The organism is Dactylosporangium sp. McL0621 (genome assembly GCF_049995355.1).
In the GTDB taxonomy this organism is placed as follows: domain Bacteria; phylum Actinomycetota; class Actinomycetes; order Mycobacteriales; family Micromonosporaceae; genus Dactylosporangium.
The window spans coordinates 6457355-6482519 of sequence record NZ_CP188259.1 but is presented as its reverse complement, the minus strand read 5'-3'; the positions used below and the strand labels follow the sequence as shown (position 1 = coordinate 6482519).

At 74.3% G+C, this 25165-nt stretch carries 23 protein-coding genes; 15 read left to right on the top strand and 8 right to left on the bottom strand.

The genetic code is table 11. The features are described 5' to 3' along the window. Nucleotides 1-248: 248 nt before the first annotated feature. Entirely contained in the window at nt 249-3044 is a 2796-nt protein-coding gene (locus ACPPVO_RS30660) for a GH92 family glycosyl hydrolase (protein WP_426502010.1), read from the top strand. A gap of 214 nt (nt 3045-3258) precedes the next feature. Here ACPPVO_RS30660 and ACPPVO_RS30655 read toward each other — a convergent pair whose 3' ends face one another. After that, on the bottom strand, nt 3259-3915 hold the full coding sequence (locus ACPPVO_RS30655; RefSeq protein ID WP_426502009.1) for a hypothetical protein: 657 nt from the start codon (nt 3913-3915) through the stop codon (nt 3259-3261). Between the two features lie 208 nt (nt 3916-4123). Continuing rightward, entirely contained in the window at nt 4124-5266 is a 1143-nt protein-coding gene (locus ACPPVO_RS30650; RefSeq protein ID WP_426502008.1) for an LLM class flavin-dependent oxidoreductase, read from the bottom strand. An 83-nt stretch (nt 5267-5349) separates the two neighbouring features. Between ACPPVO_RS30650 and ACPPVO_RS30645 the strand changes: the two genes are divergently transcribed. The 6 genes from ACPPVO_RS30645 to ACPPVO_RS30620 all read left to right on the top strand — a co-directional run bounded on the left by ACPPVO_RS30645 (nt 5350) and on the right by ACPPVO_RS30620 (nt 11746). Further along, nucleotides 5350-6303, top strand: a complete 954-nt coding sequence (locus ACPPVO_RS30645) for an aliphatic sulfonate ABC transporter substrate-binding protein (RefSeq protein ID WP_426502007.1) — start codon at nt 5350-5352, stop codon at nt 6301-6303. Then, entirely contained in the window at nt 6300-7127 is an 828-nt protein-coding gene (locus ACPPVO_RS30640; protein ID WP_426502006.1) for an ABC transporter permease, read from the top strand. The genes ACPPVO_RS30645 and ACPPVO_RS30640 overlap by 4 nt, the downstream gene beginning before the upstream one ends. Beyond that, complete coding sequence (locus ACPPVO_RS30635) at nt 7100-7825, top strand: ABC transporter ATP-binding protein (RefSeq protein WP_426502005.1); 726 nt, start codon at nt 7100-7102, stop codon at nt 7823-7825. Before ACPPVO_RS30640 ends, ACPPVO_RS30635 begins: the two co-directional genes overlap by 28 nt. Nucleotides 7826-7914: 89 nt before the next feature. Then, on the top strand, nt 7915-8517 hold the full coding sequence (gene phzG, locus ACPPVO_RS30630) for a phenazine biosynthesis FMN-dependent oxidase PhzG (protein WP_426502004.1): 603 nt from the start codon (nt 7915-7917) through the stop codon (nt 8515-8517). A gap of 141 nt (nt 8518-8658) precedes the next feature. Beyond that, complete coding sequence (locus ACPPVO_RS30625) at nt 8659-11076, top strand: SpoIIE family protein phosphatase (protein WP_426502003.1); 2418 nt, start codon at nt 8659-8661, stop codon at nt 11074-11076. Nucleotides 11077-11122: 46 nt separating this feature from the next. Beyond that, complete coding sequence (locus ACPPVO_RS30620) at nt 11123-11746, top strand: hypothetical protein (RefSeq protein ID WP_426502002.1); 624 nt, start codon at nt 11123-11125, stop codon at nt 11744-11746. Here the strand turns inward: ACPPVO_RS30620 and ACPPVO_RS30615 are convergent. After that, on the bottom strand, nt 11672-12499 hold the full coding sequence (locus tag ACPPVO_RS30615) for a sigma-70 family RNA polymerase sigma factor (RefSeq protein WP_426502001.1): 828 nt from the start codon (nt 12497-12499) through the stop codon (nt 11672-11674). The two genes, ACPPVO_RS30620 and ACPPVO_RS30615, sit on opposite strands and share 75 nt — an antisense overlap. A 57-nt stretch (nt 12500-12556) precedes the next feature. Between ACPPVO_RS30615 and ACPPVO_RS30610 the strand changes: the two genes are divergently transcribed. Further along, nucleotides 12557-12970: an SRPBCC family protein gene (locus ACPPVO_RS30610; protein ID WP_426502000.1), complete on the top strand. Its 414-nt coding sequence runs from the start codon at nt 12557-12559 to the stop codon at nt 12968-12970. Here ACPPVO_RS30610 and ACPPVO_RS30605 read toward each other — a convergent pair. Next, nucleotides 12931-14211 carry an FAD-dependent monooxygenase gene (locus ACPPVO_RS30605; protein ID WP_426501999.1) on the bottom strand — a complete coding sequence of 427 codons (1281 nt, stop codon included), beginning with the start codon at nt 14209-14211 and terminating at the stop codon, nt 12931-12933. The two genes, ACPPVO_RS30610 and ACPPVO_RS30605, sit on opposite strands and share 40 nt — an antisense overlap. Nucleotides 14212-14283: 72 nt before the next feature. Here ACPPVO_RS30605 and ACPPVO_RS30600 point away from each other — a divergent pair, with 72 nt between their 5' ends. From ACPPVO_RS30600 to ACPPVO_RS30590, 3 genes are read left to right on the top strand one after another with little or no spacing between them, the layout of a single operon-like run. Next, complete coding sequence (locus tag ACPPVO_RS30600) at nt 14284-14925, top strand: TetR/AcrR family transcriptional regulator C-terminal domain-containing protein (protein ID WP_426501998.1); 642 nt, start codon at nt 14284-14286, stop codon at nt 14923-14925. A 37-nt stretch (nt 14926-14962) separates the two neighbouring features. After that, nucleotides 14963-15775, top strand: coding sequence for an SAM-dependent methyltransferase (locus ACPPVO_RS30595; protein WP_426501997.1), 813 nt, complete (start codon nt 14963-14965; stop codon nt 15773-15775). A 10-nt stretch (nt 15776-15785) separates the two neighbouring features. Further along, nucleotides 15786-16001: a hypothetical protein gene (locus tag ACPPVO_RS30590; RefSeq protein WP_426501996.1), complete on the top strand. Its 216-nt coding sequence runs from the start codon at nt 15786-15788 to the stop codon at nt 15999-16001. A gap of 2 nt (nt 16002-16003) precedes the next feature. On the opposite strand, the gene ACPPVO_RS30585 is transcribed toward ACPPVO_RS30590, so the two are convergent. Both ACPPVO_RS30585 and ACPPVO_RS30580 read right to left on the bottom strand, forming a co-directional pair. Continuing rightward, nucleotides 16004-16903: a Ppx/GppA phosphatase family protein gene (locus ACPPVO_RS30585; protein ID WP_426501995.1), complete on the bottom strand. Its 900-nt coding sequence runs from the start codon at nt 16901-16903 to the stop codon at nt 16004-16006. A 77-nt stretch (nt 16904-16980) separates the two neighbouring features. Continuing rightward, nucleotides 16981-18900: an elongation factor G gene (locus tag ACPPVO_RS30580; RefSeq protein ID WP_426501994.1), complete on the bottom strand. Its 1920-nt coding sequence runs from the start codon at nt 18898-18900 to the stop codon at nt 16981-16983. A 253-nt stretch (nt 18901-19153) separates the two neighbouring features. On the opposite strand from ACPPVO_RS30580, the gene ACPPVO_RS30575 reads away from it, so the two are divergent. Beyond that, the gene (locus ACPPVO_RS30575) at nt 19154-19294 is read left to right on the top strand and encodes a hypothetical protein (protein WP_426501993.1); all 141 of its coding nucleotides are present in this window, start codon (nt 19154-19156) and stop codon (nt 19292-19294) included. Nucleotides 19295-19362: 68 nt separating this feature from the next. On the opposite strand, the gene ACPPVO_RS30570 is transcribed toward ACPPVO_RS30575, so the two are convergent. After that, on the bottom strand, nt 19363-22047 hold the full coding sequence (locus ACPPVO_RS30570) for an NACHT domain-containing protein (protein ID WP_426501992.1): 2685 nt from the start codon (nt 22045-22047) through the stop codon (nt 19363-19365). 155 nt (nt 22048-22202) lie between these two features. Here ACPPVO_RS30570 and ACPPVO_RS30565 point away from each other — a divergent pair, with 155 nt between their 5' ends. Genes ACPPVO_RS30565 through ACPPVO_RS30555 form a run of 3 tightly spaced genes read left to right on the top strand, consistent with a single transcriptional unit; the run spans nt 22203 to nt 24161 of the window. Then, nucleotides 22203-23261, top strand: a complete 1059-nt coding sequence (locus ACPPVO_RS30565; protein ID WP_426501991.1) for an alpha/beta hydrolase family protein — start codon at nt 22203-22205, stop codon at nt 23259-23261. A 55-nt stretch (nt 23262-23316) separates the two neighbouring features. Continuing rightward, entirely contained in the window at nt 23317-23706 is a 390-nt protein-coding gene (locus tag ACPPVO_RS30560) for a hypothetical protein (RefSeq protein ID WP_426501990.1), read from the top strand. Next, nucleotides 23703-24161, top strand: coding sequence for a hypothetical protein (locus tag ACPPVO_RS30555; protein ID WP_426501989.1), 459 nt, complete (start codon nt 23703-23705; stop codon nt 24159-24161). The genes ACPPVO_RS30560 and ACPPVO_RS30555 overlap by 4 nt, the downstream gene beginning before the upstream one ends. Nucleotides 24162-24309: 148 nt before the next feature. Here ACPPVO_RS30555 and ACPPVO_RS30550 read toward each other — a convergent pair whose 3' ends face one another. Continuing rightward, on the bottom strand, nt 24310-25146 hold the full coding sequence (locus ACPPVO_RS30550) for a DMT family transporter (RefSeq protein WP_426501988.1): 837 nt from the start codon (nt 25144-25146) through the stop codon (nt 24310-24312). Nucleotides 25147-25165: the final 19 nt, after the last annotated feature.

Here is a 25165-nt window from a genome sequence, read left to right as displayed (position 1 = left end):
GTCTCACCTCCTCGGGCGGCGTCACGGTCAGCTGCAAGGTACAAGCCCGGGCCCGCCCCGTCCAGAGGGCAAATTTTTACAAAACCCCCTTGTTATCGATCGTTGCCATTGTTAGCTTCCTTTAGGGATCGACGAAGGTCGTTGACCCGTTCCGCGCGCCGCGCTCCCGCCAGAGCGCCGCTGCGAAGCATCCCCTCAGGAGGCGTGTCCCCATGCGTCCAAATGCCCTCAGGCGGGCCCTCTGTGCCGTGGCGGCCCTCGCCGCGGCCGTCGGCGCCGTCCAGCTCAGCGCCGTGGCCGGCGCCGTCGCGGCGGTGGCCGATCCCGCCGCCACCGTCAACACGCTCATCGGCTCCGCCAACTCCGGTGAGACCTTCCCGGGCGCCGACACCCCGTTCGGCATGGTGCAGTGGAGCCCGGAGAACACCCGCGGCGACCAGACCCGCACCCCGCAGCCGGGCGGCTACGACTACAACGTGACCCGCACGCGCGGCTTCAGCCTGACCCACATGTCGGGCACGGGCTGCGCCGGCGGCGCCGGGGACGTGCCGTTCCTGCCGTACCCCGCGACCGTGTCCTCCTCGCCCTCGTCGGACAGCACCGACGCGACCTACGCCAGCTCGTTCGCGCACGCGAACGAGACCGGCACCGCGGGGTACTACCGCGTCGGCCTCGACTCGGGCGTCGACGTGGAGCTGTCGGCGACCACGCGCACGGGCGCGGGCCGGTTCACCTACCCGGCCGGCAAGACCGCGTCGCTGCTCGTGCGCACCTCGAACTCCGAGGTCGGCTCCAGCGCCGCGACGACCACCGTGGACACCGCGAACCGGGTCGTCAGCGGCTCGGTGACGAGCGGCAACTTCTGCGGCTACATCAACACCGAGGACCGGCGCAGCTACTACACGCTGTACTTCTACGCCGCCTTCGACAAGCCGTTCGCGAGCACGGGCACATGGCAGGACGGCACCCTGTCGCCCGGCTCCACCAGCTCCAGCGGCGGCACCACCTACGGCACGTCCGGCTGGCCGCCGGCGGGCAAGGGCTCCGGCGCGTACGTCTCCTTCGACACCGGCACCGGCGCGGCGGTCGGGATGCGGGTCGGCGTCTCCTACGTCAGCCTCGCCAACGCCAAGGCCAACCTGGACGCGGAGAACCCGGCCGGCACCGCGTTCGACACCGTGCGGACCCGCGCCCACGACGCCTGGAACGCCGAGCTGAACCGGGTCGCCGTCACCGGCGGCACGAGTGTGCAGCAGGGCACGTTCTACACTGCGCTGTACCACTCCCTGCTGCACCCCAACGTGTTCAGCGACACCAACGGGCAGTACCGCGGCATGGACCAGCAGGTGCACGCCGTCGCCGGGGCGCAGCGGGCCCAGTACGCGAACTTCTCCGGCTGGGACGTGTACCGCGACCAGGTCCAGCTCGTCACGCTGCTGCGCCCCGACGTCGGCGCCGACATCGCCGAGTCGCTGCTCAACCAGGCGAGCCAGAACAACGGCGTGTGGGACCGCTGGACGCACAACCAGGGCGGCACGCACGTGATGACCGGCGACCCCGGCCACGCCGCGGTGGCGAGCATCTACGCCTTCGGCGGCACCACGTTCGACGCGGCCGGCGCGCTCACCTCGATGGTCCGCGCCGCGACCACCGTCACCGCCGCCGACCTGAGCCGCACCGGCTGGAACGTCATGGTGGTCGGCGAGCGGCCGTCCCTGGACAAGTACCTGTCCATCGGCTACGTCCCCTCCGACGGCAACGCCTGGGGCGGCGCGGGGGAGACCCTCGAGGACGTGTCGGCCGACTTCGGCATCGCCCAGCTCGCCGGGCGCCTCGGCGACTCCGCGAACGCCGCGCAGTTCCTGGGCCGCGCGCAGAACTGGAAGAACGTGTTCAACCCGGGGACCGGCTACATCCAGCAACGCAACTCGGCCGGGGCCTGGCAGTCGTTCGACCCGGCGAGCTCCGACGGGTTCGCCGAGGGCAGCGGGGCGCAGTACACCTGGATGGTCCCCTTCAACGTCAACGGCCTGTTCGCGAAGATGGGCGGGGCGGCCACGGCGGCGGCCCGGCTCGACGGGTTCTTCCACAACAGCGACGGCAGCTGGGCGCTGTCCAACGCCGGCGGCACGAAGTCGGACCTGAGCAACGAGCCGTCCATCGGTACCCCGTGGCTGTACGACTTCGCCGGCCAGCCGTACAAGACGCAGCAGACCGTGCGCCAGGTCGTGAACACGCTGTGGTCGAACGGGCCCGGCGGCATCCCGGGGCAGGACGACCTCGGCGCGATGTCCGCGTGGTACGTCTTCGCGGCCATCGGCCTCTACCCGCTCGCGCCGGGCCGGGGCGAGCTCCTGCTGGGCAGCCCGCTGTTCGGCCAGATCGTGATCCACCGCGGCAACGGCGCCACCATCACGATCAACGGCACCGGCGCGGCGACGAACGCGCCGTACATCCAGAGCGCGAAGCTCAACGGGGCCACGACCACGCGGCCGTGGCTGCCGGAGAGCGTGCTCGCGGCCGGCGGTACCGTCGACCTGACCCTCGGCACGACCGCGAACACCGCGTGGGGGAGCGCCGCCGCCGACGCCCCGCCGTCGTTCGACTCCGCGCCGCCGGCGTCGGCGAACCTGGCCCTGAACAAGCCCGCCACCGCCGACTCGTCCTGCAACGCCAACGAGGGCCCGGCCAAGGCGGTGAACGGCAGCGTCTCCGGCGGCACCAGCGACAAGTGGTGCTCGACGGGCGCCTCCAAGTGGTGGCGCGTCGACCTCGGGGCCAATGCCACCGTCAGGACCGTCACCATCCGCCACGCCGGCGCGGGCGGGGAGTCGACGGCCTGGAACACCCGCGACTACGACGTGCAGGCGTCCACCGACGGCACCACGTGGACGACGATCGTGCAGGCCCGCGGCAACACCGCGAGCGTGACCACGCACGGGGTGAACGCCTCGGCGCGGTACCTGCGGCTCAACGTCATCACCGCGGAGCAGTCGGGCACCGGCGGCGCCGCGCGGATCTACGAGTTCGAGGCGTACGGCTGAGTGCCGCAATGAAACCGAGGCGGTGGCCGGCCGCCGGCGGGACCTCGCCGCCTCCGGGCGGTGCCCGTGGGCGGCCGGCGGCCGACCGGACCGGAGCCGGCCGCGCGCTACGGCGTCGGGCCGAACACCGTGCGCCGGGCCGGGTTCACCGGGACGGATCGGCGGCAGACGTTCGCCATGGAGCTGACCCGCACGGGAACCCGGCCCTCACCGCTCAGCAGGCGGTGAGCCGGCCGGGCAGCGGGGTCCAGTCCTCGACCCAGTCGCCGGACGACGTGGTGCCGAGGGCGTGGAGGATGACGTAGTACTTCGTGCCGGACGTCAGGCCGCTCGGCACCTCCAGCCGGTTCCCGATCACCCTCGAGTGCGCGGCCTCGACGGTCGGGCTCGGCGTGCTCGGCGACAGCAGGTCGTTGCTGCTGTACACGTCGTCGGTGGACAGGTACATGCGCACGCTGATGTCGTCGGCCGTGTCGGTGGAGTAGTTCGCCATGACGTACCAGGCGTAGATGTTGTCGCCCGCGCAGACCGTGGTCGAGCCGGCGTTCGGGCCGCCCACGCCGCAGTACGCGGTGGCGAGCGCGCCGGTCGAGATGGCGCTGCCGCGGCTCGGGTTGCACACCCACACCTGGTCGGCCGCGCCGGACGTGACGCGGTTCCTGTCGTACCAGGTGGTGAGGAGCGCGATCTCGGACCGGGAGCCGGACGCCGGGTACAGGTCGCGGATCGCGCGGACGTCGTCGGGCAGCGGCTTGATGGCGTCGGCCATGTCGCCGCCGCCGCCCGCCCACGGGTACCAGCCGCCGTTCATGAACGAGTACGAGTCGGCCGAGTGCTCCAGCCCGAACGCGTGCAGCAGCTCGTGCATCATGACCGGCCGGAACCAGAACGCGCCCGATAGGCGTGCGCGGGCGCGGCGATGCCCGCGACCGCGATCGCGACGACGCCCGCGACGCAGGCCATCCGCCGGACGATGCTGTTCATGGTTCAGCCCTCCGCGTGTTCGCTCGGTCACCTTGCCGAGAGACACGCGGCCGGGCCGGAACCGTTCACCCTTGTTGCCATCGGGTTCCCGACAGCTACCGGCCCGCGAAGGGGACCGTGGCCGGCTCGGCGGCCGGCGCGGACGGGTGCCGCCACAGGCCGCGGGCCTGCAGGACGGGGAGCACGCCCTCGCCGAACCAGTACGCCTCCTCCACGTGCGGGTAGCCGGACAGGATGAACTCGGTGATGCCGAGGCGGTGGTACTCCTCGATGCGGTCGGCCACCTCCGCGTGGCTGCCGACCAGGGCCGTGCCGGCGCCGCCGCGGACCAGGCCCACGCCCGCCCACAGGTTCGGGGCGATGGTCAGGGCGTCGCGCCGGCCGCCGTGCAGCGCGAGCATCCGGCGCTGGCCCTCGGACTCGCTGCGGGCCAGGTTCGCCTGCACCTGCTCGATCGTGGCCGGCTCGATGCCCCGCAGCAGGCGGGCGGCCTGGGCCCAGGCCTCCTCGGCGGTGTCGCGGGTGATGACGTGCAGCCGGATGCCGCTGCGCAGGGTCCGGCCGCGCTCGGCGGCCAGCTTCCCGATCCCGGCCAGCTTGCCGGCCACCGCGTCCGGCGGCTCGCCCCAGGTGAGGTACACGTCGGCGTGCTCGGCGGCGACGGGCCCGGCGGCGGCCGAGGAGCCGCCGAAGTAGATGTCGGGCACCTGGGCGGGCAGCCGCTGCAGCCGGGCGTCCTCCACGCCGATGTGCCGGCCCTGGTACGTGACCGCCTCGCCCCGCAGCAGCGCGCGCACGACGTGCAGGAACTCGCCGGTGCGGGCGTAGCGCTCGTCCTTGTCCAGCGGGTCGCCGTAGGCCCGCTGCTCCCGGCTCTCCCCGCCGGTCACGACGTTGAGCATGAGCCGCCCGCCGGAGAGGCGCTGGTAGGACGCGGCCATCTGCGCCGCGAGGGTGGGGGAGAGCAGGCCCGGGCGGAAGGCGACCAGGAACTTGAGCCGCTCGGTCGCCGCCACCAGCATCGCCGTGGTCAGCCACGCGTCCTCGCACCACAGCCCGGTCGGCGTGAGCGCGCCCTCGAAGCCGAGCTGCTCGGCGGTGCGGGCGATCTGGCCGAGGTACGCCACCGTGACGGGGCGGGCCCCGCCGGCCGCGCCGGGCTGGGCGCCGTGCCCGCCGGCGACGATGTCGCGGCCGTCGCCGTTCGTGGGCAGGAACCAGTGAAAGGTGAGGGTCACGGCCTAATCCTAGTCAACCGGTAGGGCTTATGGGTATAGTGCCGGGGCAACGTATTCACGAACCGCTATCGGGAGTGTCATCGATGCGTCTACGGACCGCCCTGGCCGGTGTCCTGCTGCTGCTCGGCACCACCCTGATGGCCGGTTGTGCCAAGGGCGACGAGCCCGCCGCGGCCGCGGCCGACGAGCCGCTGCGCGTCGGCTACCAGCGCTTCGGCGGCCTGAGCCTGGTCAAGGCCCGCAAGGCCGAGGCGCCCGGCACGACCTGGAACCTGTTCGAGAGCGGGCCGGCCCTCACCGAGGGCATCAAGGCCGGCGCGATCGACATCGGCCAGGTCGGCGAGGCGCCCCCGATCTTCGCGGCGGCGGGCCGGATCGACTTCAGGATCATCGGTACCTCGCAGCCGGTGCCCAAGGGCGAGGCGGTGCTCGTCAAGGCCTCCCGCGGGTACACCTCGTTCAAGGACCTGAAGGGCAAGAAGGTCGCGCTGAACAAGGGCTCCAACGTCAACTGGCTGCTCGTGAAGCTCCTCGCGGCCACCGGCATGACCATCAAGGACATCGACGTGCAGTACCTCAAGCCCGCCGACGCCCGCCCCGCCTTCGACAACGACCAGGTCGACGCCTGGATCATCTGGGACCCGTACTTCGCCCTCGCCGAGAACGCCGGCGTCAAGGTGCTCGTCGACGCCACGGGCCTGGCGAACAACCGCGAGTACCTGCTCGTCTCGCCGCAGGCCCTCAAGTCCAAGAGCGCGAAGATCCGCGAGTTCCTCAAGGCGTACCGCGAGGTGACCGACTGGGGCATCGCCAACCCGGCCGAGCGCGTCAAGATCCTCGCCCCCGAGCTCGGCATTCCCGAGGACGTCGCCGGCCGGGCCCTGCAGCGCAGCGCCCAGCCCCTGGCCGCGATCAGCCCGCAGATCGGCGACGAGCTGCAGCAGATCGCCGACGGCTTCACCGACCTGCAGCTCATTCCCGGCAAGGTCGACATGAGGTCGCGCGTCGATGAGCAGTACTCGGACCTGCTGCGATGACCCTGCTGGACCGCCGCCCGCGCACCGCCCGGGCCGTGCGCACCGAGCCGCCGGCCGCGCGCCGCCGGGCCCGCCGGTGGCGGCGCGCCGTCACGCCGGTCCTGCTGGCCGCCGCGTGGGAGGGCGGCGCCCGCATCGGCCTGCTGGACACCGACAAGCTGCCCGCGCCCAGCACCGTGCTGGCGACCGGCTGGCGGCTCGCCGCCGACGGCACCCTCGGCGGCTACCTGCTCGACTCGCTGCAGCGCGCGGCGCTGGGCCTGCTCATCGGCGGCCTGCTCGGCCTCGCCCTCGGCGCGGTGGCCGGCCTGCTGCGCCTCGGCGACGACCTCGTCGACCCGACCGTGCAGATGGCCCGGATGCTGCCCCATCTCGGCCTGGTGCCGCTGCTCATCATCTGGGTCGGCATCGGGGAGTCGCTGAAGGTGACGCTGGTCGGGCTGGGAGCGTTCTTCCCGGTGTACCTCAACACGTACGCCGGCATCCGCGGCATCGACGAGCGCCTGGTCGAGGCCGCTCGCGCCTGCGGCCTCACCCCGCTGGAACGGGTGCGGCACGTCATCGTCCCGGGCGCGCTGCCCTCGCTGTTCCTCGGCCTGCGCTTCGCCTTCGCCGCCTGCTGGCTCAGCCTCGTCGTGGGCGAGCAGGTCAACGGCCAGGGCGGGCTCGGCTTCATGATGATGGAGGCGCGCGAGTTCAGCCAGACCGACGTGGTGGTGCTGGGCCTGCTCGTGTACGCGACCCTCGGCCTGCTCTCCGACCTGGCGCTGCGCTACGGCGAGAGGAGGCTCCTGGCATGGCACCGGGGACTGCGGGCGACGTGACCACCGCGACGGCGGTCCGCCGCGCGTTCGGCGCCACCGTCGTGCTCGACGGCGTCGACCTGACCATCGCCCGGGGCGAGGTGGTGGCGCTGCTGGGCGCGAGCGGCTCCGGCAAGAGCACCCTCCTGCGCGTCCTGGCCGGGCTCGATGCCGAGGCTTCCGGGGTGTACCGCACCGAAGGCTCCACCGCCGTCGTCTTCCAGGAACACCGCCTCCTGCCCTGGAAGCGGGTGGCGGCCAACGTGGCCCTCGGCGTGCGCGGCGAGGACCTGCCCGCGCGCGTGCGCGAGGCCCTCACCGAGGTGGGCCTGGCCGACCGCGCCTCGGCGTGGCCGTTCGAGCTCTCGGGCGGCCAGGCCCAGCGCGTCGCGTTCGCCCGCGCCCTCGTGCGCCGCCCCGACCTGCTGCTGCTCGACGAGCCGTTCGGCGCCCTGGACGCCCTGACCCGCCTGAAGATGCAGGCCCTGTTCGGCCGGCTGCGGGCCCGCCACCGGTTCGCCGCACTGCTCGTCACCCACGACGTCGACGAGGCGCTCCTGCTGGCCGACCGCATCCTCATCCTCGACGCCGGCCGCATCGCCGAGGACCGCCGCGTCGCCCTGCCCCACCCGCGCGCGGCGGACGCACCGGGCTTCGGCGCCGAGCGCCGCGCCCTCCTGGCCCGCCTGAACGTGCCGGCGTCACCGGAGGAGGCCTGAGCACGCCGGGAATGTGCCGGCATCGCCCGCGGAGGCTGAACGCCCGCCCGAACGCGCCCGGCCGGCCTGCGCGTCGGTACCGTGGCCGCATGGACGACCTGTCGCTGCCCGAGTTCGCCGACCCGCCCGCGGACCCGGTGGCGCTGCTGCGCGCCTGGCTCGACGCCGCCGCCGGCCGGGGCATCGCCCTGCCGAACGCGATCGCCCTGGCCACCGCCGACGCCGCCGGCCGCCCGTCGAACCGCACCGTGCTCGTGCAGCACATCCGCCCCGACGGCCTCGTCTTCGGCACCCACACCGTGAGCCGCAAGGGCCGCGACCTGACCGCCAACCCGTACGCGGCGGCGACGTTCTTCTGGCGCGAGACCCTCCAGCAGCTCCACGTCGCCGGCCCGGTGCACCGCCTTGCGGACCCCGAGTCGGACGCCCTGTTCGCCGAGCGGGCACCGGTGGCCCGGGCGATGGCGGCCGCCTCGCGCCAGAGCGAGCCGATGCCGGACGAGGCCGCCCTGCGCGCCCGCGCGGCCGAACTGGGCGCGGCGGGCCCGGCCGGGCGGCCCGACACCTGGGCCGGGTACCGCCTCGCCTTCGAGTCGATCGAGTTCTGGCACGACAGCACCGACCGCCTGCACCGCCGCCTGCGCTACGACCGCACCCCGACCGGCTGGACAACGGCCCGCCTGCAGCCCTGACGGCACACCCGCGGCGTGGGCGGCGGTGCAAAACGGATGAATCGGTACGGTCCGTGCCTCACCGACGGCGGCGACGACGAGGCGCGGGGCTTCACCGGGGCGTGGTTGGCGTCCGCGCGGTGGGTTCGGGATGATGGCGGCATGGTCGACGGGACGGACGTGCTGCCCTCCGCCGACGTGCTCGCGGTGCTCGACGCCGACCCGCAGGGGTGGGCCTTCGCCCGCGCGGTGCGCGGCGACGGCGGGGACATCGTCGACTTCCAGCTGCTCTACCTCAACGAGGCCGGGGCCCGCTACCTCGGTCAGCCGCGCGAGGAGCTCGTCGGCGGGCGGTACCGGCAGCTGTGGCCCGACACCGTGAACGACAGCACGATCCCGTTGTACCGCAAGGTCGTCGAGACCCGCGAGGCCGTCTCCCGCACCGTCTACTACGACCGGCCCAGCGTGTCCGGGCACTTCGAGGTGTGGATCGGGCCCAGCGGCGACGGGTTCGCCGCACGGTTCGTCGACCTGCGCGCCGTCACGCTCGGGCCGCAGTCGGCCGGTGGGACGCGGCTGTACGAGGTGCTCGACGCCGCCTTCGACGGGTTCACGCTCCTGCGCGCCCTGCGCGACGCGTCCGGGGCGGTGTACGACTTCGTCTGCGAGTACGTCAACCGCCCCGGCGCCGCGCTCACCGGGCGCAGCGTGGAGGAGACGATCGGCCGCCGGTGGAGCGAGCTCGCCGGCGGCCAGGTGCAGGTGCACGGCCTGATCGAGCGCTGGCGCGAGGTCGCCGAGTCGGGGCGGCCGTGGCAGGAGCAGCTGCGCTACGAGGACGTCGGCCAGGTGTGGCAGGTCGGCGCCGCGCCCGCCGGGGCCGACGGGGTCGCCGTGTCGTTCCGCGACGTCACCGCGCTCGTCCACCAGCAGGAGCGGCTCGACCTGAGCATGGCCGCGGCGCGCCGGGCGGCCGGGCGCAACGCCGCGCTGCAGGCGGTCACCACGGCGCTGGTCGCCGCGAGCACCGCCGCCGACGTGTACTCCGCGATCGGCGCCGTCCTGCGCCCGTCCGCCGGCGGCCAGGGCCTCGCGGTGCTGCTGCGCCGCGACGATCACCTGGTGCTGCAGTACCACGCCGGCTACGAACCGCAGGTGGTGCAGCGGCTGCAGGCGGTACCGCTGCAACATCCGTATCCGGCGACCGAGGTGGCGCGGACCGGCCGGGCCCGCTACCTCAGCAGCCTGCAGAAGTTCGCCGCGGCGCAGTCCGGCGACGCCGCCCCGATCCCCAGCGGCGGCCGGCAGGCGTGGGCGTTCCTGCCCCTGGCCGCGGCCGGCGACGTGCTCGGCACCCTGGTCATCGGGTACGGCAGCCCGCGCGAGTTCGACGAGGCCGAGCGGGCCAACCTCGCCGCGTTCGCCGCGGTGTGCGCGCAGGCGATGCAGCGGGCGCTGCTGTTCGAGGCGCAGCTGTCCATCGCCGGCGAGCTGCAGCGGGCGCTGCTGCCCGCCGAGCTGCCGCAGGTGCCGGGGCTGCGCCACGCGGCCCGCTACCTGCCGTGGACGCACGGCGCCGACGTGGGCGGCGACTGGTACGACGTCATCCCGCTCGGCGACGACGTGGTCGCGGTCGTCATCGGCGACGTCGTCGGGCACAACGCCACCGCCGCCGCGGTCATGGGGCAGGTCCGCAACGCGCTGCGGGCCTACGCGGCCGAGCGGCACAGCCCGTCGGTGGTCATGCAGCGCGTGAACGGGCTCCTGCTCGACCTGGCCCCCGACGCCGTCGCCACCTGCGCCTACCTGGAGCTGCACCTGGCCGAGGGCACCGCCACCGCGGTCCTGGCCGGGCACCCGCCGCCCGTGATGCGCGCCGGCGGCGAGGCCGACATCCTGGCCCTGCGCCCCGGGCCGCCGCTCGGCGTCAGCCCGGACATCGTCTACAGCGAGACCACGTTCCTCGTCCCGGGCGGGGCCGGGCTGCTGCTGTACACCGACGGGCTCGTCGAGGACCGCCGGTACCACCTCGACGACGGCCTCGCCGACCTGCGCAACGCCGTGCGCTCCGCCCCGCCCGGCGACCCCGACGCGATGCTCGACCACGTGCTGACCGCCGGCGTCGGGCCGCAGCCGCGCTCCGACGACGTCGCCGTGGTCTTCCTCGCCGTCGACGAGCGCCCCGAGCCCGCCGACGGGTTCCGCCCGACCGCCCAGCGGCGCTTCCGCGGCGACGCCGTCAGCGCCTCGGCCGCCCGCCGCTTCGCCGCCGACGTGCTCGCCGCGTGGGGCGAGCGCCGCATCGCCGACGACACCCTGCTGCTGCTCGACGAGGTCATCACCAACGCCATCCAGCACACCGTCGGGGCCGTCCTGGTGCGTCTCGAGCTCGGGGCCGACCGGCTGCGGGTGACCGTGGAGGACCGCAGCGAGCGGCTGCCGAGCCCGCGCCCGGCCGGGGCCGACAGCGAGAACGGCCGCGGCCTGCTCATCGTGGCCTCGGTCGCGGTGGACTGGGGCACCTCGTCGATCCCCGCCGGAGGCAAGGAAGTCTGGTTCGAGGTCGCGCGCGCCCGGTGACGAGGGCTACGCTCTCGGTAACTGATCGAGCTCGGGGGATGAGTGTGTGACCAAACAGGGGCGGACGGAGCGCGCAGAGCTCGCTTTCGAGCGCGGCTGGCATTACGCCCGGCGCGGATCCCGCCCCGGCTTCGGGGCCGTCGAGGACCGCTGGCGCGCCGCCGGGGCCGCCGTCGCCGACCTCGACCCGGCCGACGAGCTCACCGGCATCATCGACCCGACCGGGCGCCGGTTCACGCTGTTCGACACGACGGTCCTGGGGTCCTCGGCGGGGTACCGGACCGTCAGCGTCCTGCACCTGCCCGTCGCGCTGCCGCCGGTGGCCGTGATCCCCGACCCGGCCAACGGCGAGCCCAGCGCCGAGGGGCGCGTCGGCCCGGTGCCGCCCTGGGCCGCCCTCGCCTTCCAGCACCCGCCCGAGCTCGACGGCGCACCGCCGCCGCGGCACCCCGCGTTCGCCGACGCCCTCGTGACCGGCGAGGTGCTCGACGTGACCCGCCGTTACGGGCTCCTCGGCTGGCGCATCGCCGGGCGCGATCTCGTCTGGGTCTCGCGCCCCGGCGACAGCCTCGACCCCGGCCGGATCGTGGCGCTCCTACCGGCCTTGGCCGCCCTCGCGACCGTCCTGCCGGCGTCCGTCCTGCGCTTCTACGGTGTAGATCGCGATTGACCGGATCCGGTCGCCGGACACCGTGAACGCGAGCAGCGCCGTGCCGGGCACGAGCAGCCCGGCCGACCCGTTCACGAGCACCGGCGTCGCGTGGACGGCCCGGGCCGCGAACAGCGCCGCCTCCCGGGAGACGTCCGCCGCCCCGCGCAGCGTCCGCAGGCCGCCCGGCGTCAGCGCGCGCAGCTCCAGCTCCGGGTCGAGCACCGCGACGAGCCCGTCGAGGTCGCCGTCGCGGGCCGCGGCCAGGAACGCCCCGACCACCCGCCGCTGCCGGCGCAGGTCCGGGTCGGGCACCGGCGCCTCCCGGGCCCGCCGCCGCCCGCGGCTGGCCAGCTGCCGTACCGCCGCCGGCGTCCGGTCCAGGATCGGCGCGAGCTCGTCGAACGGCACCCCGAACGCGTCGTGCAGCACGAACGCGACCCGCTCGGCGGGGGAGAGCGTGCCGAGCACGACGAGCAGGGCGATCCCCACGGCGTCCGCCTCGACGGCGGCCCGCTCCGGATCGTCGTCGGCCACGATCGGATCCGGCAGCAGCGGTACCTCCCGGCGCGCGCCGCGGGCCCGCAGCTGGTCGAGGCAGATGCGGGTGACCACCGTCCCGAGCCACTTGCGCGGTTCGTGGATCGACGGCCCGGCCCGGCGGTACCGCAGCCAGCACTCCTGCACCGCGTCCTCGGCCTCGGCGCTCGACCCGAGCAGGCGGTAGGCGATCGCCTGCAGGTAGCTGCGGTACTCCTCGAAAACGAACTCCACGGTCACATCCTCGGCTCGGCACACGTCCTGATGGGAGACGAATCCGGGAGGCATACCGTGACCACGATCGAGATCGACCGCCCGCCGGCCGAGGTGTACGCGTACGCGACCGATCCCGCCCGCTTCCCCGAGTGGCAGGCCGACGTCCGCCGCGTCGAGGTCCACGCGGACGGCCGCTTCACCACCGTCCGCCGCATCGCCGGCACCGACCGCGGCATGTTGCAGCAGGTCACCCTGGCCGAGGCGCCGTGGCGCTGGGCGGCCCGGGCGGTCGGCGGTGCCGTGCGGCCCGAGGCGACGGTGACCGTGGAGCCGCTGGACGACGGCCGCCGCTCCCGCGTGACGTTCACCCTCGACTTCACCGCCGGCGGCGCGGCCGACCTGCTCGTCCCGGTGGTCCGCCGGCTGGCGGCCCGTGCCGCCCCGCGCAGCTACGCCCGGCTGAAGGCGCTCCTGGAGGGTTCGGCCTGATCGAGGCCGGCGACCATCGCGGCCAGGCCGTCGTTGACCTCGGGCACGGTGAGGAGCTCGGCCATCGTGGCCCGCAGCGCGTCGGCCTGCGGGCCCGGGCGGGACAGGGCCGCCTGCGCCCGCGTGTTGGCGAGCACCCGGGCCGCGACCGGGCGCCGCTCCGCCTCGTACGTGTCCAGCAGCGCCAGCCCCTCGATGTCGATGTGCGGCCGCGCGGTCACGGCGCCGGTGGCGAGCGCGTTGAGCTCGGCCGCGCTCATCCGGGCCGGGTCGGAGCCGCCCGGGGCCGGGGCGGGGGCGGCGGCGAGGACGTCGGCGCCGGGGGCCGGGGCCAGGCCGCGGATGGTCTCGGCCAGCTTCCACCCCAGGTTGGTGGCGTCCTGCAGGCCCGTGTTGAGGCCCTGGCCGCCCGACGGCCAGTGGATGTGCGCGGCGTCGCCGGCGAGCAGGACGCGGCCGAGGCGGTAGTGGGCGGCCAGCCGGGCGGCGTCGTGGTAGCGCGAGGTCCACTTCGGACTGTGCATGCCGTAGTCGGTGCCGGCAATCGCGGTGAAGACGGCACGGAACTCGTCGAACTCCAGGTCGCTGCCGGGCGCCGGGGCGGTGTACCGGTTCACCATGAGGCGGTGGTACCCGGGCTCGAGCTGCAGCGCGGTGAAGTCGCCCAGCGGCGTGCGCTGCTGGAAGATCACGCCGTCCGGCGGGGCGGCCAGCTTGACGTCGGCGAGCATGGAGCTCACCGTGGCGTCGGTGCCGTCGAAGGCGACGCCGAGCATCCGGCGGATCGTGCTGCGGCCGCCGTCGCAGCCCACGACGTAGTCGCCGCGCAGGGTCTCGCCCGCGGCGGTGGTCACCTCGGCGTGGCCCTCGGCCTGGTGCACGGCCGCGACCTCGGTGTCCCAGCGCACCTCGGTGCCGTGCTCCCGCAGGTGCTCCTCCAGCAGGGCCTCGATGCGGGACTGGACCAGGCCCAGGACGTACGGGTACCTCGTGTCGAGGCGGCTGAGGTCGAGCCAGAGCCCGGCGAAGTGCGCGTAGGGGACCCGGCGGCCCGCGGCCACGAAACGGTCGGCGATCCCGCGCGACTCCAGGATCTCCATGCTCCGCGCGTGCAGCCCGCCGGCCCGCGACTCGCCCATCCGGGCCGAGCGGCGGTCGAGCACCGTGACCGCGATGCCGTGCAGGCGCAGCTCGCTGGCCAGCCAGAGGCCGGTCGGGCCGGCGCCGACGATGATGACCATGTTCGTCCCCCAAGTGTCTCTAACGTTGTTAGAGAACCCAGCATCTCTCTAACGCTGTTAGAGTGTCAAGGCGTGGCCATCAACCCGGGCGTGATCGCCCGCACAGGACTCGAGCTGCTCGGCGAGACAGGGCTCGACGGGCTCACCATGCGGCTCGTCGCCGACCGGCTCGGGGTCCGCGCGCCCACGCTGTACTGGCACGTCAAGAACAAGCAGCACCTGCTCGACGCGATGGCCGCGGTCATGTTCACCGACGCGATCGAGGGGCTCCGGCCACCCGCGGACGCCGCCGCGTGGCCGGACTGGGTCGCCACGCGCGCCCGCACGCTGCGCAAGGTCCTGCTGCGGTACCGCGACGGCGCCCGCGTCTTCGCCGGCACCAACCTGACCGGGCCCGACCTGCCGGCCGCGATGGAGCTGACCCTGCGGGTGCTCCTCGACGCCGGCTTCACGCTGCCCGACGCCGCCCGGGGCTTCGCCGCCGTGCTGCACTACACGGTCGGGCACACCATCGAGGAGCAGGCCCGCCTCGGCGCCGGGTACGAGCACAACCCGTACGACCCGAAGGCCCTGGCCGAGGCGTTCCGGCCGGATTTGTACCCGCTCGCCGCCCGCGCCGCCACCGAGGTCTTCCTCGGCCCCGACCCGGACACCGACTTCGACGCGGGCCTGGACTACATCCTCACCGGGATGGCGGCCAAGGCCGGACTATGATTCCAGCCGCACGGGCCGACCACGGACGGAGACTGCGGTGGCATCATCGGAATGGACGGAACGCGTGGACACCACGGTCGCGCACCCGGCCCGGCGCTACGACTACTGGCTCGGCGGCAAGGACAACTTCGCGGCCGACCGCGAGTCCGGCGACGCGATCGCCGCGGCGTTCCCGGCGATCCGCACCGCCGTGGTGGAGAACCGGGCGTTCATGCGCCGGGTCGTGAAGGTGCTCGCCGGGCAGCACGGCATCCGGCAGTTCCTGGACATCGGCACCGGCATCCCGACCAGCCCCAACGTGCACGAGGTCGCGCAGGGCGTGGCGCCCGACGCCCGGGTTGTCTACGTCGACAACGACCCGATCGTGCTCGCCCACGCCCGGGCGCTGCTGACCAGCACGCCGCAGGGCGCGACCGCGTACGTCGACGCGGACCTGCGCGACCCGGAGCGGATCCTCGACGACCCCGCGCTCAAGGCCACCATCGACCTGAGCCGGCCGGTCGCGCTCATCCTCGTGGCGGTCGTGCACTTCCTGCCGGACGAGGACGAGCCCTACGACCTCGTCGCGCGGCTGCTGTCGGCCCTCGCGCCCGGCAGCTTCCTCGTCATGTCGCACGCCACGACCGACGGGCTCGCCCCGGAGCTCGCGGCGCAGATCCAGTCGGGCCGCCACGGGCCGGGCAAGCTGCGCAGCCGCGACGAGTTCGCGCAGTTCACGGCCGGGCTGGAGCGGCTGGAGCCCGGGATCGTGTCGGTGGCCGAGTGGCGCGCCGAGGCCGAGCCCGGGCCGCGGCCGACGTTCGACCAGGTCGCGGTGTGGGGCGCGGTTGGGCGCAAGGCCGCTGGGTAAGTCGGAGTTCATGGACGACGAGAACGCCACGATGGGCACGACCGGCACGCCGGGAGGCGACGGGGCGTCGCGCATCGACGAAGAGGACAAGCCCAACGGTTCGGCGCGGGGCGTGAAGACCCCGAGCCTCGGCGGCGAGGTGGACGACCCGCTGATGCCGTTCGACGACAAGGTCGACTCGGAAGGCAAGATCCACCTGCCGCGCAACGCCGGGCAGCGCGGCTGAGGTCAGCCCCGCAGCTCGGCGTACCGCCGCAGCAGCAGGCCCTCGCGCAACGCCCACGGGCAGACGTCCAGCGAGCGCAGGTCGAGGGCCTCCATCACGGTCACGGCGGTGACCGCGCCGGCCAGCAGCTGCCGGGCGCGGGCCGCCGCGACCCCGGGCAGCTGGGCGCGCTCCCGCGGGCTCATCGCGGCCAGGCGCGGCAGCCACCGGCGCAGCGGCCGCCGCTCGAGCTTCCCGCCGCCGCCGGTGAGCAGGGCCAGCTGCTTGAACGTCTTCGACGTGCCCACGACGCTGCGCGGGCGCTTGGCCCGGGCCAGCTCCCGCGCGACCGGCTTCACCACTCCCCGCACGTGCCGGCGCAGGCGCTCGACCGCGTCCCGGCCGGCCGGGTGCTCGGGCAGGAACTGTCTCGTCAGCCGCCCGGCGCCGACCGGCAGCGACACCGCGAGGTCGGGCTCCGGGCCGGCGCCGGCGGCGATCTCCATCGACATGCCGCCGATGTCGAGCAGCCACAGGCCCTCGGTCGCGGCGTGCCAGCGGCGGACCGCCTCGAACGTCACGCGGGCCTCGTCCTCGCCGCTGAGCGAGCGCAGCTGCACCCCGGTCGCCTCGCGGACCCGGCGGCAGATCTCGGTGTTGTTCGTCGCGTCGCGGATCGTCGCGGTCGCCAGCGGGATGAGGTCCTCGGCCCCGTGCCGGCGGAACGCCTCGACGGTGCACGTCACCGCGTCGACGACCCGCTTCACGCCGTCGGGGGAGAGCGCACCGTCGGCGGTGACCTCCTCGGCGAGCAGCGTCGGGGCCTTCAGGCGGTACACCGGCTGGGGCGGCCGCCCGCGGCGGGCCTGCACGATCTGCAGGTGCGCGGAGTTCGACCCGACATCGAGCACGGCGAGCAGCAACGGACGCCTCCCATCAATCCTCTGACGCTAGTGGACGAGAGGCGCCCGTTACCCAATTTGTCATGTGTCAAACAGTGTTACGCGGCCGACACACCCGCCGGGGCGGGCGCGTAGCCGGCCGGGCGCGTGGTGAACACGCCGCGGCCCTGCGTGCGGCTGCGCAGGCGCGTGGCGTAGCCGAACAGCTCCGCCAGCGGTACCGTCGCCGTCACCACGACCGTCCGGCCGCGCGGCGCGGTGCCGCCGACCTGGGCCCGGCGGGCCATGAGGTCGCCGAGCACGCCGCCGACCATGTCCTCGGGCACGGTCACCGTCACCTCGGTGACCGGCTCCAGCAGCACCATCTGCGACTCGCGCAGGGCCAGCTGGAGCGCCTCCCGCCCGGCGAGGCGGAAGGCCAGGTCGGAGGAGTCGTGGTCGTGCATCTTGCCGTCGGTGAGCGTCACCTTGACGCCCGTGACCGGATACCCGGCGACCGGACCGGCCGCGAGGGCGTCGCGGCAGCCGGCCTCGACGGCCCGCACGTACTCCTTCGACACGTGCCCACCGACCACAGTGGACTCGAACACGAACTCCTCACCGTCCACCGGGGACACGTCGATGGCCACGTGGGCGTAGAGGCCCGAGCCGCCGTCCTGCTTGACGAGGCGGTGGTAGAACCCGCTGACCCCGCGGACCAGGGTCTCGCGGTAGGCGACCTGGGGCCGGCCGACCGCGACGTCCAGCCCGTTGGCGGCCAGGCGCATCTTCTCCACCGCCACCTCCAGGTGCAGCTCGCCCATCCCGCTGAGCAGGGTCTGGCCGGTCTCGGCGTCGACCCGCACGACCAGCGACGGGTCCTCCTCGACCAGCCGCGCCAGCGCCGTGGCCAGCCGGCCGGTCTCGGCGCGGCTGCGGGCCTCGATCGCGACCGAGACGACGGGCGTGGCCCGGCTCGGCGGCTCGAGGACCACCGGGTGGGCCGGGTCGCACAGCGTCTCGCCGACGCGGGCCGGCTTGAGCCCGACCAGCGCCACGATGTCGCCCGCGACGGCCCGGTCGACGTCGGTGTACCGGTCCGCCTGAACATGCAGGATGCGTGACACGCGCTCCTCCTTGCCGGCGTTGGACAGGCGTACGTCGGTGCCCTTGCGCAGGGTGCCGGAGTAGACGCGGACGTACGTGTACCGCCCCGTCGTCGCCGCGTGCACCTTGAACACGAGCGCCGTCAGCGGCGCGTCCGGGTCCCCGGCCGGTGCCGGCAGGTACGCCACCACCGCGTCGAGCAGTTCCGTGATGCCCTTGTCGCGGTAGGCGGAGCCGCACAGCACGACGACCGCCTCCCGGCTCAGCGTCAGGTCCCGCAGCGCCTTGCGCAGCGTCGCCCGGCTCAGGCCTCCCGTTGCCACGTACTCCTCGAACGCCTCCGCATGCAGCTCGGCGACCTGCTCGACCAGCGCGGCCCGCTCCGGCGCGTCCGAGGGCTCGGTGAGGTCCCGGACGCCGGTGAAGCCCGACTCGGTGCCGACCGGGGCCTGCACCACGAGCGGGGTCACGCCGAGGCGGTCGCGGATCGAGTCCACCGCGGCCCCGAGGTCGGCCCCCGCCCGGTCGAGCTTGTTCACGAACGCGATCCGGGGCACGCCGTACCGGTCGGCCTGCCGCCACACCGACTCGCTCTGTGGCTCCACGCCGGCGACGCCGTCGAACACGGCGACCGCGCCGTCGAGCACGCGCAGCGAGCGCTCGACCTCGTCGGCGAAGTCGACGTGGCCGGGCGTGTCGATCAGGTTGATCCGGTGGCCGTCCCAGTCGACGCTGACGGCGGCCGCGAAGATGGTGATGCCGCGGTTGCGCTCCTGCTGGTCGAAGTCGGTGACGGTGGTGCCGTCGTGGACCTCGCCCTGCTTGTACGTCGCGCCGGTGGCGTAGAGGATCCGTTCGGTGGTCGTGGTCTTCCCCGCGTCCACGTGGGCCAGGATGCCGATGTTGCGGACGCGTCGCAGTTCGTTACGCACTGTTGCCCCTCTGGGCTCGTCACTCGGACTTGGACAGCGCGATTGCGCCCCGCCGGGCTCAGCTCCGGGCGGGACGACCCAGTGCCGCCGCGCGAGCGGGCACCGGGAGCGACGAAGACACGCGAATCACCTCGTACAGCGAGCGGGGGACGACGACGGCGGTGCGGTACTGCACGGCGGTCTCCCTCCACACTCGACTGACACGATCGACTACGACAACAGTAACGTCGCGCCGCAAGCGTATATTTCGCCGATGCCCCGTGCGCTCATCGTCGGCAACACCGACGGCATCGGCCTCGCCCTGACCCGCCGCCTGCTGGACGAGGGCTGGACCGCCGTGGGCGGGGTGACCTTCACTCGTTGGCGTACCAGGTTGTCCAGCTCGACCACCTGACCCGCTTCGCTACGTTCGTCATCGAGCACGCGGATCCGGCCGGCCCGGCGCATTGCCCGCGCGCCTGACTACGCGGCATCCGGGGCGGCGAACAGGGCGCGCAGGTCGTTCGAGGCCGGCGAGCCGGCCCGGCTCACCCTGATCAGGTCGGTGCCGGGTTCCCGCTGCAGCGTCTCGGCGAGCGCCGTCGTGTTCGCGTCGTCCAGCCCCGATCGCCACAGATGCAGCAGGGAGGACCACCAGCCCTCCGGGTCGGGCTCGTCCGGCGGCCCCAGCGCCGCGATCCGGGCCGGCTCGTCCTCCCACCCGGAGCACACCAGCAGGAGCAGCAGCAGGTTCGCCGAGTAGGCGGCCAGGCCGCGCACATGGTGCAGGGGCAGCGGCCGGTAGTCGGCGTAGTCGGCGGTGAACCCGCGGCGCAGGGCGTTGTGCAGCAGGATGCGCAGGGCGGCCCGGAGCGGGCGGTGCCGCTGGCCGGGCTCCCGGAGGAAGAGCTCGCGCACGAACCCGAGCGTGGATCGCCGCAACGCCAGCGCCTGATGCGACAGCAGGGCGAACAACTGGGCGTCGTGCACCTTGGCCCCGGCCGGGTCCGCCAGGTTGCCGGCGACCGCCTCGGCGACCCGGTCGAGCAGGCTGGCGGCCAGCAGGAACTCGCCGAACGTGGCGTGCAGGAACTCGTAGCTGCGCTTCGCCTCCTCGTGGTGCAGGTCGAGCTCCGACGTGTGCACGAAGAAGAACCCGCGGATGACACCCTGGGCCAGGGCCGAGCGGCGCACCTCGCCCGTGGCGACGGCGTCGCGGTACCCCGGGATCATCGCCGCGAGGTCGCCGCCGAGCTGCTCGTCCGTGACGTACTGGCTGCCGCGGTTGAACATCGCGAACGCCACGACGCTGAGCTCCCACAGGCGCTTGGGGACAAGCTCGGCCACCCGGTCGGGGTCGGCCGGCGCCCGGTCGTGGATCCGCTGCAGCTCGCGGCGGGTGAAGTTGTCCAGCAGCCGCTCGTAGAGCACGGTCGTGGAGACCGTGCCGTCGATCGGCCGCACGTCCGGGTCCGACATGTACAGCGCCAGCATGAGCAGCAGCAGCGGCTGCGCGGCGAGGTCCGGGTAGCGCACGGCGGCGGCCGGGTCGACGTGGAGCATCTTGTCGGCGGAGATCCGCACATGGTTGACGTGGTTCCAGACGTCGAGCCACGCCCGCACGTTGTCGTCGGTGAACGCCTCCAGCCGGATCAGCAGGGTGCCGGACGGGATGCGGGCACGCTCCGCGACCACCGTGCGCGTGGTCACGAACACGGCGACCGGCCGGCCGCAGCCGGCCTCGACACGCTGGAACTCGGCGACGTGGTGCAGGTAGTGGGTGCGGCTGTCGCCGCCGGCCTGCAGCAGCTCGTCGAAGCCGTCGAGCAGGATGACCGCGATCGTGCCGGCGCTGTGGTCGGCCAGGTCGGGCCAGCCCACCCGGCCGTGCGTCGCGTTGAGCAGCGACTGGCGGATCTGCACGTGGAGCGGGGCGTCGGCGTCGACGCGCCGCAGCGGCACCCGCACGACCGTGTGGGTCTGCGGCGGCAGCCGGGCCGCGAGCACCTGGGTCAGCATCGACTTGCCGCTGCCCGGATGGCCCAGCACGAGCGTCGGCCGCTCGGTGGCGGCGCGGGACATCAGGTGCCCGGCCAGGAACGCGTCGAGGTCGGTGTTGCGGCGCCGGTCCTTCCACCACCGGTCGTCGGCCGGCCGGTCGCCCTCCTGGTACTCGGCGAAGCGGAACGCGGGGTTCACGTAGATCTGCCGCAGCGCGGGGAACGTGACCCCGCCGACGTGCCGCAGCGAGTCGGCCGGCACGATCGGGTCGTCGAGCGCAAGCCGGTTGGCGCTGTGCAGCACCTCCCGGCTGGGATGCATCGGCGGCGCGTCGCCGGGCTCCTCGGACAGCGGGGCCGACATCCGGCGCAGCAGGTACTCGACCCGGTGCAGGGCGGCCATCTCCGCCCGGTGCGCCTCCAGCACGTCGTCGCGCAGGTCGCGAAGCCGGCTGCGGGTCGCGCCGTGCTCGCCGAGCGTCGACCACACCAGGAACTCCGGCACGGCCGCCGCGATCTCGTGGAACAGGCATTGGTACCGCTGCGCGGCCTCGGCGGCGAAGAACACCGGGGTGAGCTTGCGCCGCAGCGCCCACTGCCCGCTGTTCCACGCCTGGAGGCCGGCCAGGAAGACGGTGGTCCGCTCCACCATGCCCTGGTAGAACCCGCACAGGTGCACCAGGTTCTCGTGGAAGCCGCGGACAGACGACGGCATCGGCACTGGTGCGGCGTAGAGGATCTCGATGATCGATCCGGCCTCGTCGCCTTCCCCGACCGGCACGTGGGTCAGCCGGCGCAGCCGGTCGAGCGGGGTCAGCTCGAGCGCATCGTCGAGCGGCCCGACGTACTCGCGGAAGTTCTCGAAGAAGGCCGCCCCGACGATGGCGGAGTGCGCCGCGGCGACGAGCTGCAGACGGTCCAGGCCGCTGGCCCGCCGGACCCGCCGCGCCGACCGGGTCACCAGGGACCTGACGATGCCGAGGCCCTCGTTCTTCTGGTCGGCCCAGCCGTAGACGGGCGCCAGCACGCCGAGCGCGGGGAGCTGGCCGGCGACCCCCGCGCCCAGGATGAGGCCGCCGAGAATCCGGTCCAGCCGCTGCAGCCCCTGCGGATCGGCCGCACCGAGGATGCGCAGCGCACCACGATAGGTCAACGGGTCCCAGGACATCCTGGAACGATACGGTCCTCCGCCGCCCGCGTCGGCCCCGCCGCCACGATCGGGTGACGCCGGCCCGGTGGCGTACATCCGCGGTACTACATCGCCGTGCGTGGATAGCTCCGTGGATGGACGACGGGCCGGGCGGCGGGCGGCACGGTAGGGGCATGACAATCGACCGCGTCACGCTCACCCGCCGCGGCGCGCTCGGGGCCGCGCTCGCCGTCGCCGCCTCCGTGCCGCTCGCGTCCCGGGCCTCCGCCGCCGATGCTCCGCCGCGATTGACACTGCCGCCGCCCACCGGGCCCTTTCCGGTGGGTACCACCGTGCGGCCGCTCGTGCGCGGCGACCGCGTGCTCATGACGAGTCTCTGGTACCCGGCGCGCGATGCCGGGCGGTACCCGCGGGCGCCCTGGCTCGCCCCCGCCGTGGTGCGCGAGCTGCTCGTGTCGGCCGGGTTCCCGCCCGACGCCGTGCTCGGGCCGCTGACCGCCGGGCGGCTCGGCGCGCCCGGGCGGCGCGGCGGCGAGCGGCTGCCGGTCGTGGTCTACTCGCACGGCGCCCACGACCACCGGGCCGGCAACACCGTCGTCGTGCAGGAGCTGGCCAGCCACGGGTACCTCGTGGTGACGGTCGACCACACCGGCGACGCGTTCACCCAGCTGCCCGACGGGCGGGTGCTCACCCCGGACCCCGAGGTGCCGATGTACCCCGACGACTTCGCGGCCGACATCCGCTTCGTGCTCGACCACCTCGGCGAGCTCACCGCGGGCCGGCACGACCCGCACCGGATCGGGCTGTTCGGCTGGTCCAAGGGCGCCACCGCGATCACGCACGTGATGTTCGCCGAGCGGCGGGTGCGGGCCGGGCTGAGCCTCGACGGGCCCATGGAGCCGGAGGTGCCCGACGTCCTCGACCGGCCGCTCATGCTCATGACCGCGGAGTTCACGCGCGCGGCGTACCCGAGCGTGGCCACCCTGTGGTCGCACCTGCACGGCTGGCGGCGCAACGTGCAGGTCACGGGGGCCGAGCACTCGTCGTACACCGACTACCAGGTCCTGCTGCCGCAGATGGGCCAGCCGGTCGGCATCCTGGACCCGGCGCGGGCGGTGCGCATCCAGCAGGCGTACCCGCTGGCGTTCTTCGACCGGCACCTGCGCGGCCGGCCGGCACGCCTGCTCGACGGCCCGAGCCCGGCGTTCCCGGAGGTGGCGTTCATCCCGTAGGGCGCCACGGCATATGGGGTCGCCGGGCGGTCGGCGAACCATTACTGTGCCGCGCGTGATCTCTGTCCGGACCGAGCTCGTGATCGCGGGGGTGGTGCTCGCCGCCGGCCTCGGGGCGTGGGCGGCGCGCGGTCTCACGCAGGCCGACCCGCCGCCCACCGCGGCCCGTCTCGCCGCCGCGCTGCTGTGCACCGACGCCGCCGACCCCATCCACTCCGACGCGGGCGTGCGGGACACCATCGCCTGCCGGCGCGCGGGGCGGCACGGCACCGTGGTGACGTTCGACGACAACCGGCTGCGCGACGACTGGGTCGCGCGCATGCACCGGCCGTTCGCCGCCGGCAGCGGGGAGCTGCTGCTGACCGGGGACCGGTGGGCGGTGCAGACCGACGACTTCACCGGCGCCCGGCACCTGCTGGCCGAGGTCAAGGGGTGGTGGGTGTGACCGGGCCGATGTGGCAGCGCGCGCTCTGGGGCGTGCTCGGGCTGGCCGGACTCTTCGCCGTCGCTGCGGTGGCCGACCTGGTGGCGGCGCTCGTTGTGCTGCCCCGGCTGCCGTCGCCGTCGCCGGACCTGCTCGACCTGGGCGAGCGGCTCGGCACGGCGCAGACGGTGCTCTTCTATGCGCATGCGGCGGCCGCGGTCGCCTGGTTCGCGTACGTCGAGCGCGGCCACGGTGCCGGGCTGCGCACCGGGCCGGCGGTCGCGTGGCGGCTCGGGGCCGCGGTCACCGTCGCGGCGACGTTCGCGCTGCCGCACACCGGGCTCATCGGCGACGGTCTGTTCACGGCGCGCCTGGAGTGGATGGTTCCGGTGCTGCTCGCGCGCCTCGGGCTGGTCGCGCTGCTGGTGGTCGCGGCCCAGGGCGTGCGGCGCCGGCTGACCCAAGCCGCGACCTAGTCAAGCCGAGACCTAGCCGAGCCGCGGGCCCGGCCGAGCCGCGGGCCCGGCCGAGCCGCGGGCCCGGCCGAGCCGGGGGCCCGGCCGAGCCGGGGGCCCGGCCGAGCCGGGGGCCCGGCCGGGCCGGCCGGGCCGGCCGGGCCACGAGCTAGCCGACCCGCCGGCCGGCCAAGGACGCCCGGATGGCCAGGCGCACCACGCCGGAGACCACCACCAGGAGGCACGCGGCGAAGACGGCCACGTCGCGCGGGCTGTGCGGGATCTCCTCGTGCAGCAGCAGGGCCCCGAGCAGCACCGCCGTGGTCGGGTTGGCGATCAGGTCCGCGGGGTAGCCCACGCCCAGGCCGTCCGCGGCGAACGCCAGCTGCAGCAGGACGAAGCTCGCCGCCGCCGACGGCACCAGCAGTACCGCCGCCACGATCGCGTCGGCGTCGGTGAGCGCGCCGCGGCCGAGCTGGTGCCAGGCCGCGGCGACCGCGTCGAGCAGCACCGCGGCGAGGCCCGCGCAGCAGCCGGCGACGAGGCCGAACGCGGTCGCGCGGGCGCGGGCCGGCCAGCGGCGGGCCGCGCTCAGCAGGGCGGTGCCGCCCGCGAGCAGGGTCGCCGCGGTGAGCAGGGTCGTGCGCAGGCGCAGCGGGTCGGCGTCGCCCGGGTCGCCGACGAGCAGGAAGAATGCCGCCAGGCCCGCGACGATGAGGCCGCAGGCGCCGTACTGCCCGCCGGTCGGCCGGGCCGCGCCCATCCGCCAGGCGACCAGCAGCGACACCGGCAGGGCCAGGACCAGACACGGCTGCACGAGCACGACCGGGCCGGTGGCCAGCGCCGCGGCCTGCAGCAGGGCGGCCGCGCCGTCGAGCGTGATGCCCAGCTTCCACCGCCGGTCGCGCCGGTCGCCCCCGGACGCCGCGGCGTGCTCGACCGCTGTCGCCGCGCCGTAGCCGACCGCCGCCACCAGGGCGCAGGAGATCGACACCATGAGCATCATCAGAGCCTCGCACGGCCGG

Bases quoted from the DNA above. Each gene is read 5' to 3' on its own strand.
- ACPPVO_RS30655 (WP_426502009.1), bottom strand. From the start codon at position 3,915: ATGATGCACGAGCTGCTGCACGCGTTCGGGCTGGAGCACTCGGCCGAC.
- ACPPVO_RS30645 (WP_426502007.1), top strand. From the start codon at position 5,350: ATGCGTCTACGGACCGCCCTGGCCGGTGTCCTGCTGCTGCTCGGCACC.
- ACPPVO_RS30640 (WP_426502006.1), top strand. From the start codon at position 6,300: ATGACCCTGCTGGACCGCCGCCCGCGCACCGCCCGGGCCGTGCGCACC.
- ACPPVO_RS30635 (WP_426502005.1), top strand. From the start codon at position 7,100: ATGGCACCGGGGACTGCGGGCGACGTGACCACCGCGACGGCGGTCCGC.
- phzG (WP_426502004.1), top strand. From the start codon at position 7,915: ATGGACGACCTGTCGCTGCCCGAGTTCGCCGACCCGCCCGCGGACCCG.
- ACPPVO_RS30625 (WP_426502003.1), top strand. From the start codon at position 8,659: ATGGTCGACGGGACGGACGTGCTGCCCTCCGCCGACGTGCTCGCGGTG.
- ACPPVO_RS30605 (WP_426501999.1), bottom strand. From the start codon at position 14,211: ATGGTCATCATCGTCGGCGCCGGCCCGACCGGCCTCTGGCTGGCCAGC.
- ACPPVO_RS30590 (WP_426501996.1), top strand. From the start codon at position 15,786: ATGGACGACGAGAACGCCACGATGGGCACGACCGGCACGCCGGGAGGC.
- ACPPVO_RS30575 (WP_426501993.1), top strand. From the start codon at position 19,154: ATGCCCCGTGCGCTCATCGTCGGCAACACCGACGGCATCGGCCTCGCC.
- ACPPVO_RS30570 (WP_426501992.1), bottom strand. From the start codon at position 22,047: ATGTCCTGGGACCCGTTGACCTATCGTGGTGCGCTGCGCATCCTCGGT.
- ACPPVO_RS30565 (WP_426501991.1), top strand. From the start codon at position 22,203: ATGACAATCGACCGCGTCACGCTCACCCGCCGCGGCGCGCTCGGGGCC.
- ACPPVO_RS30550 (WP_426501988.1), bottom strand. From the start codon at position 25,146: ATGATGCTCATGGTGTCGATCTCCTGCGCCCTGGTGGCGGCGGTCGGC.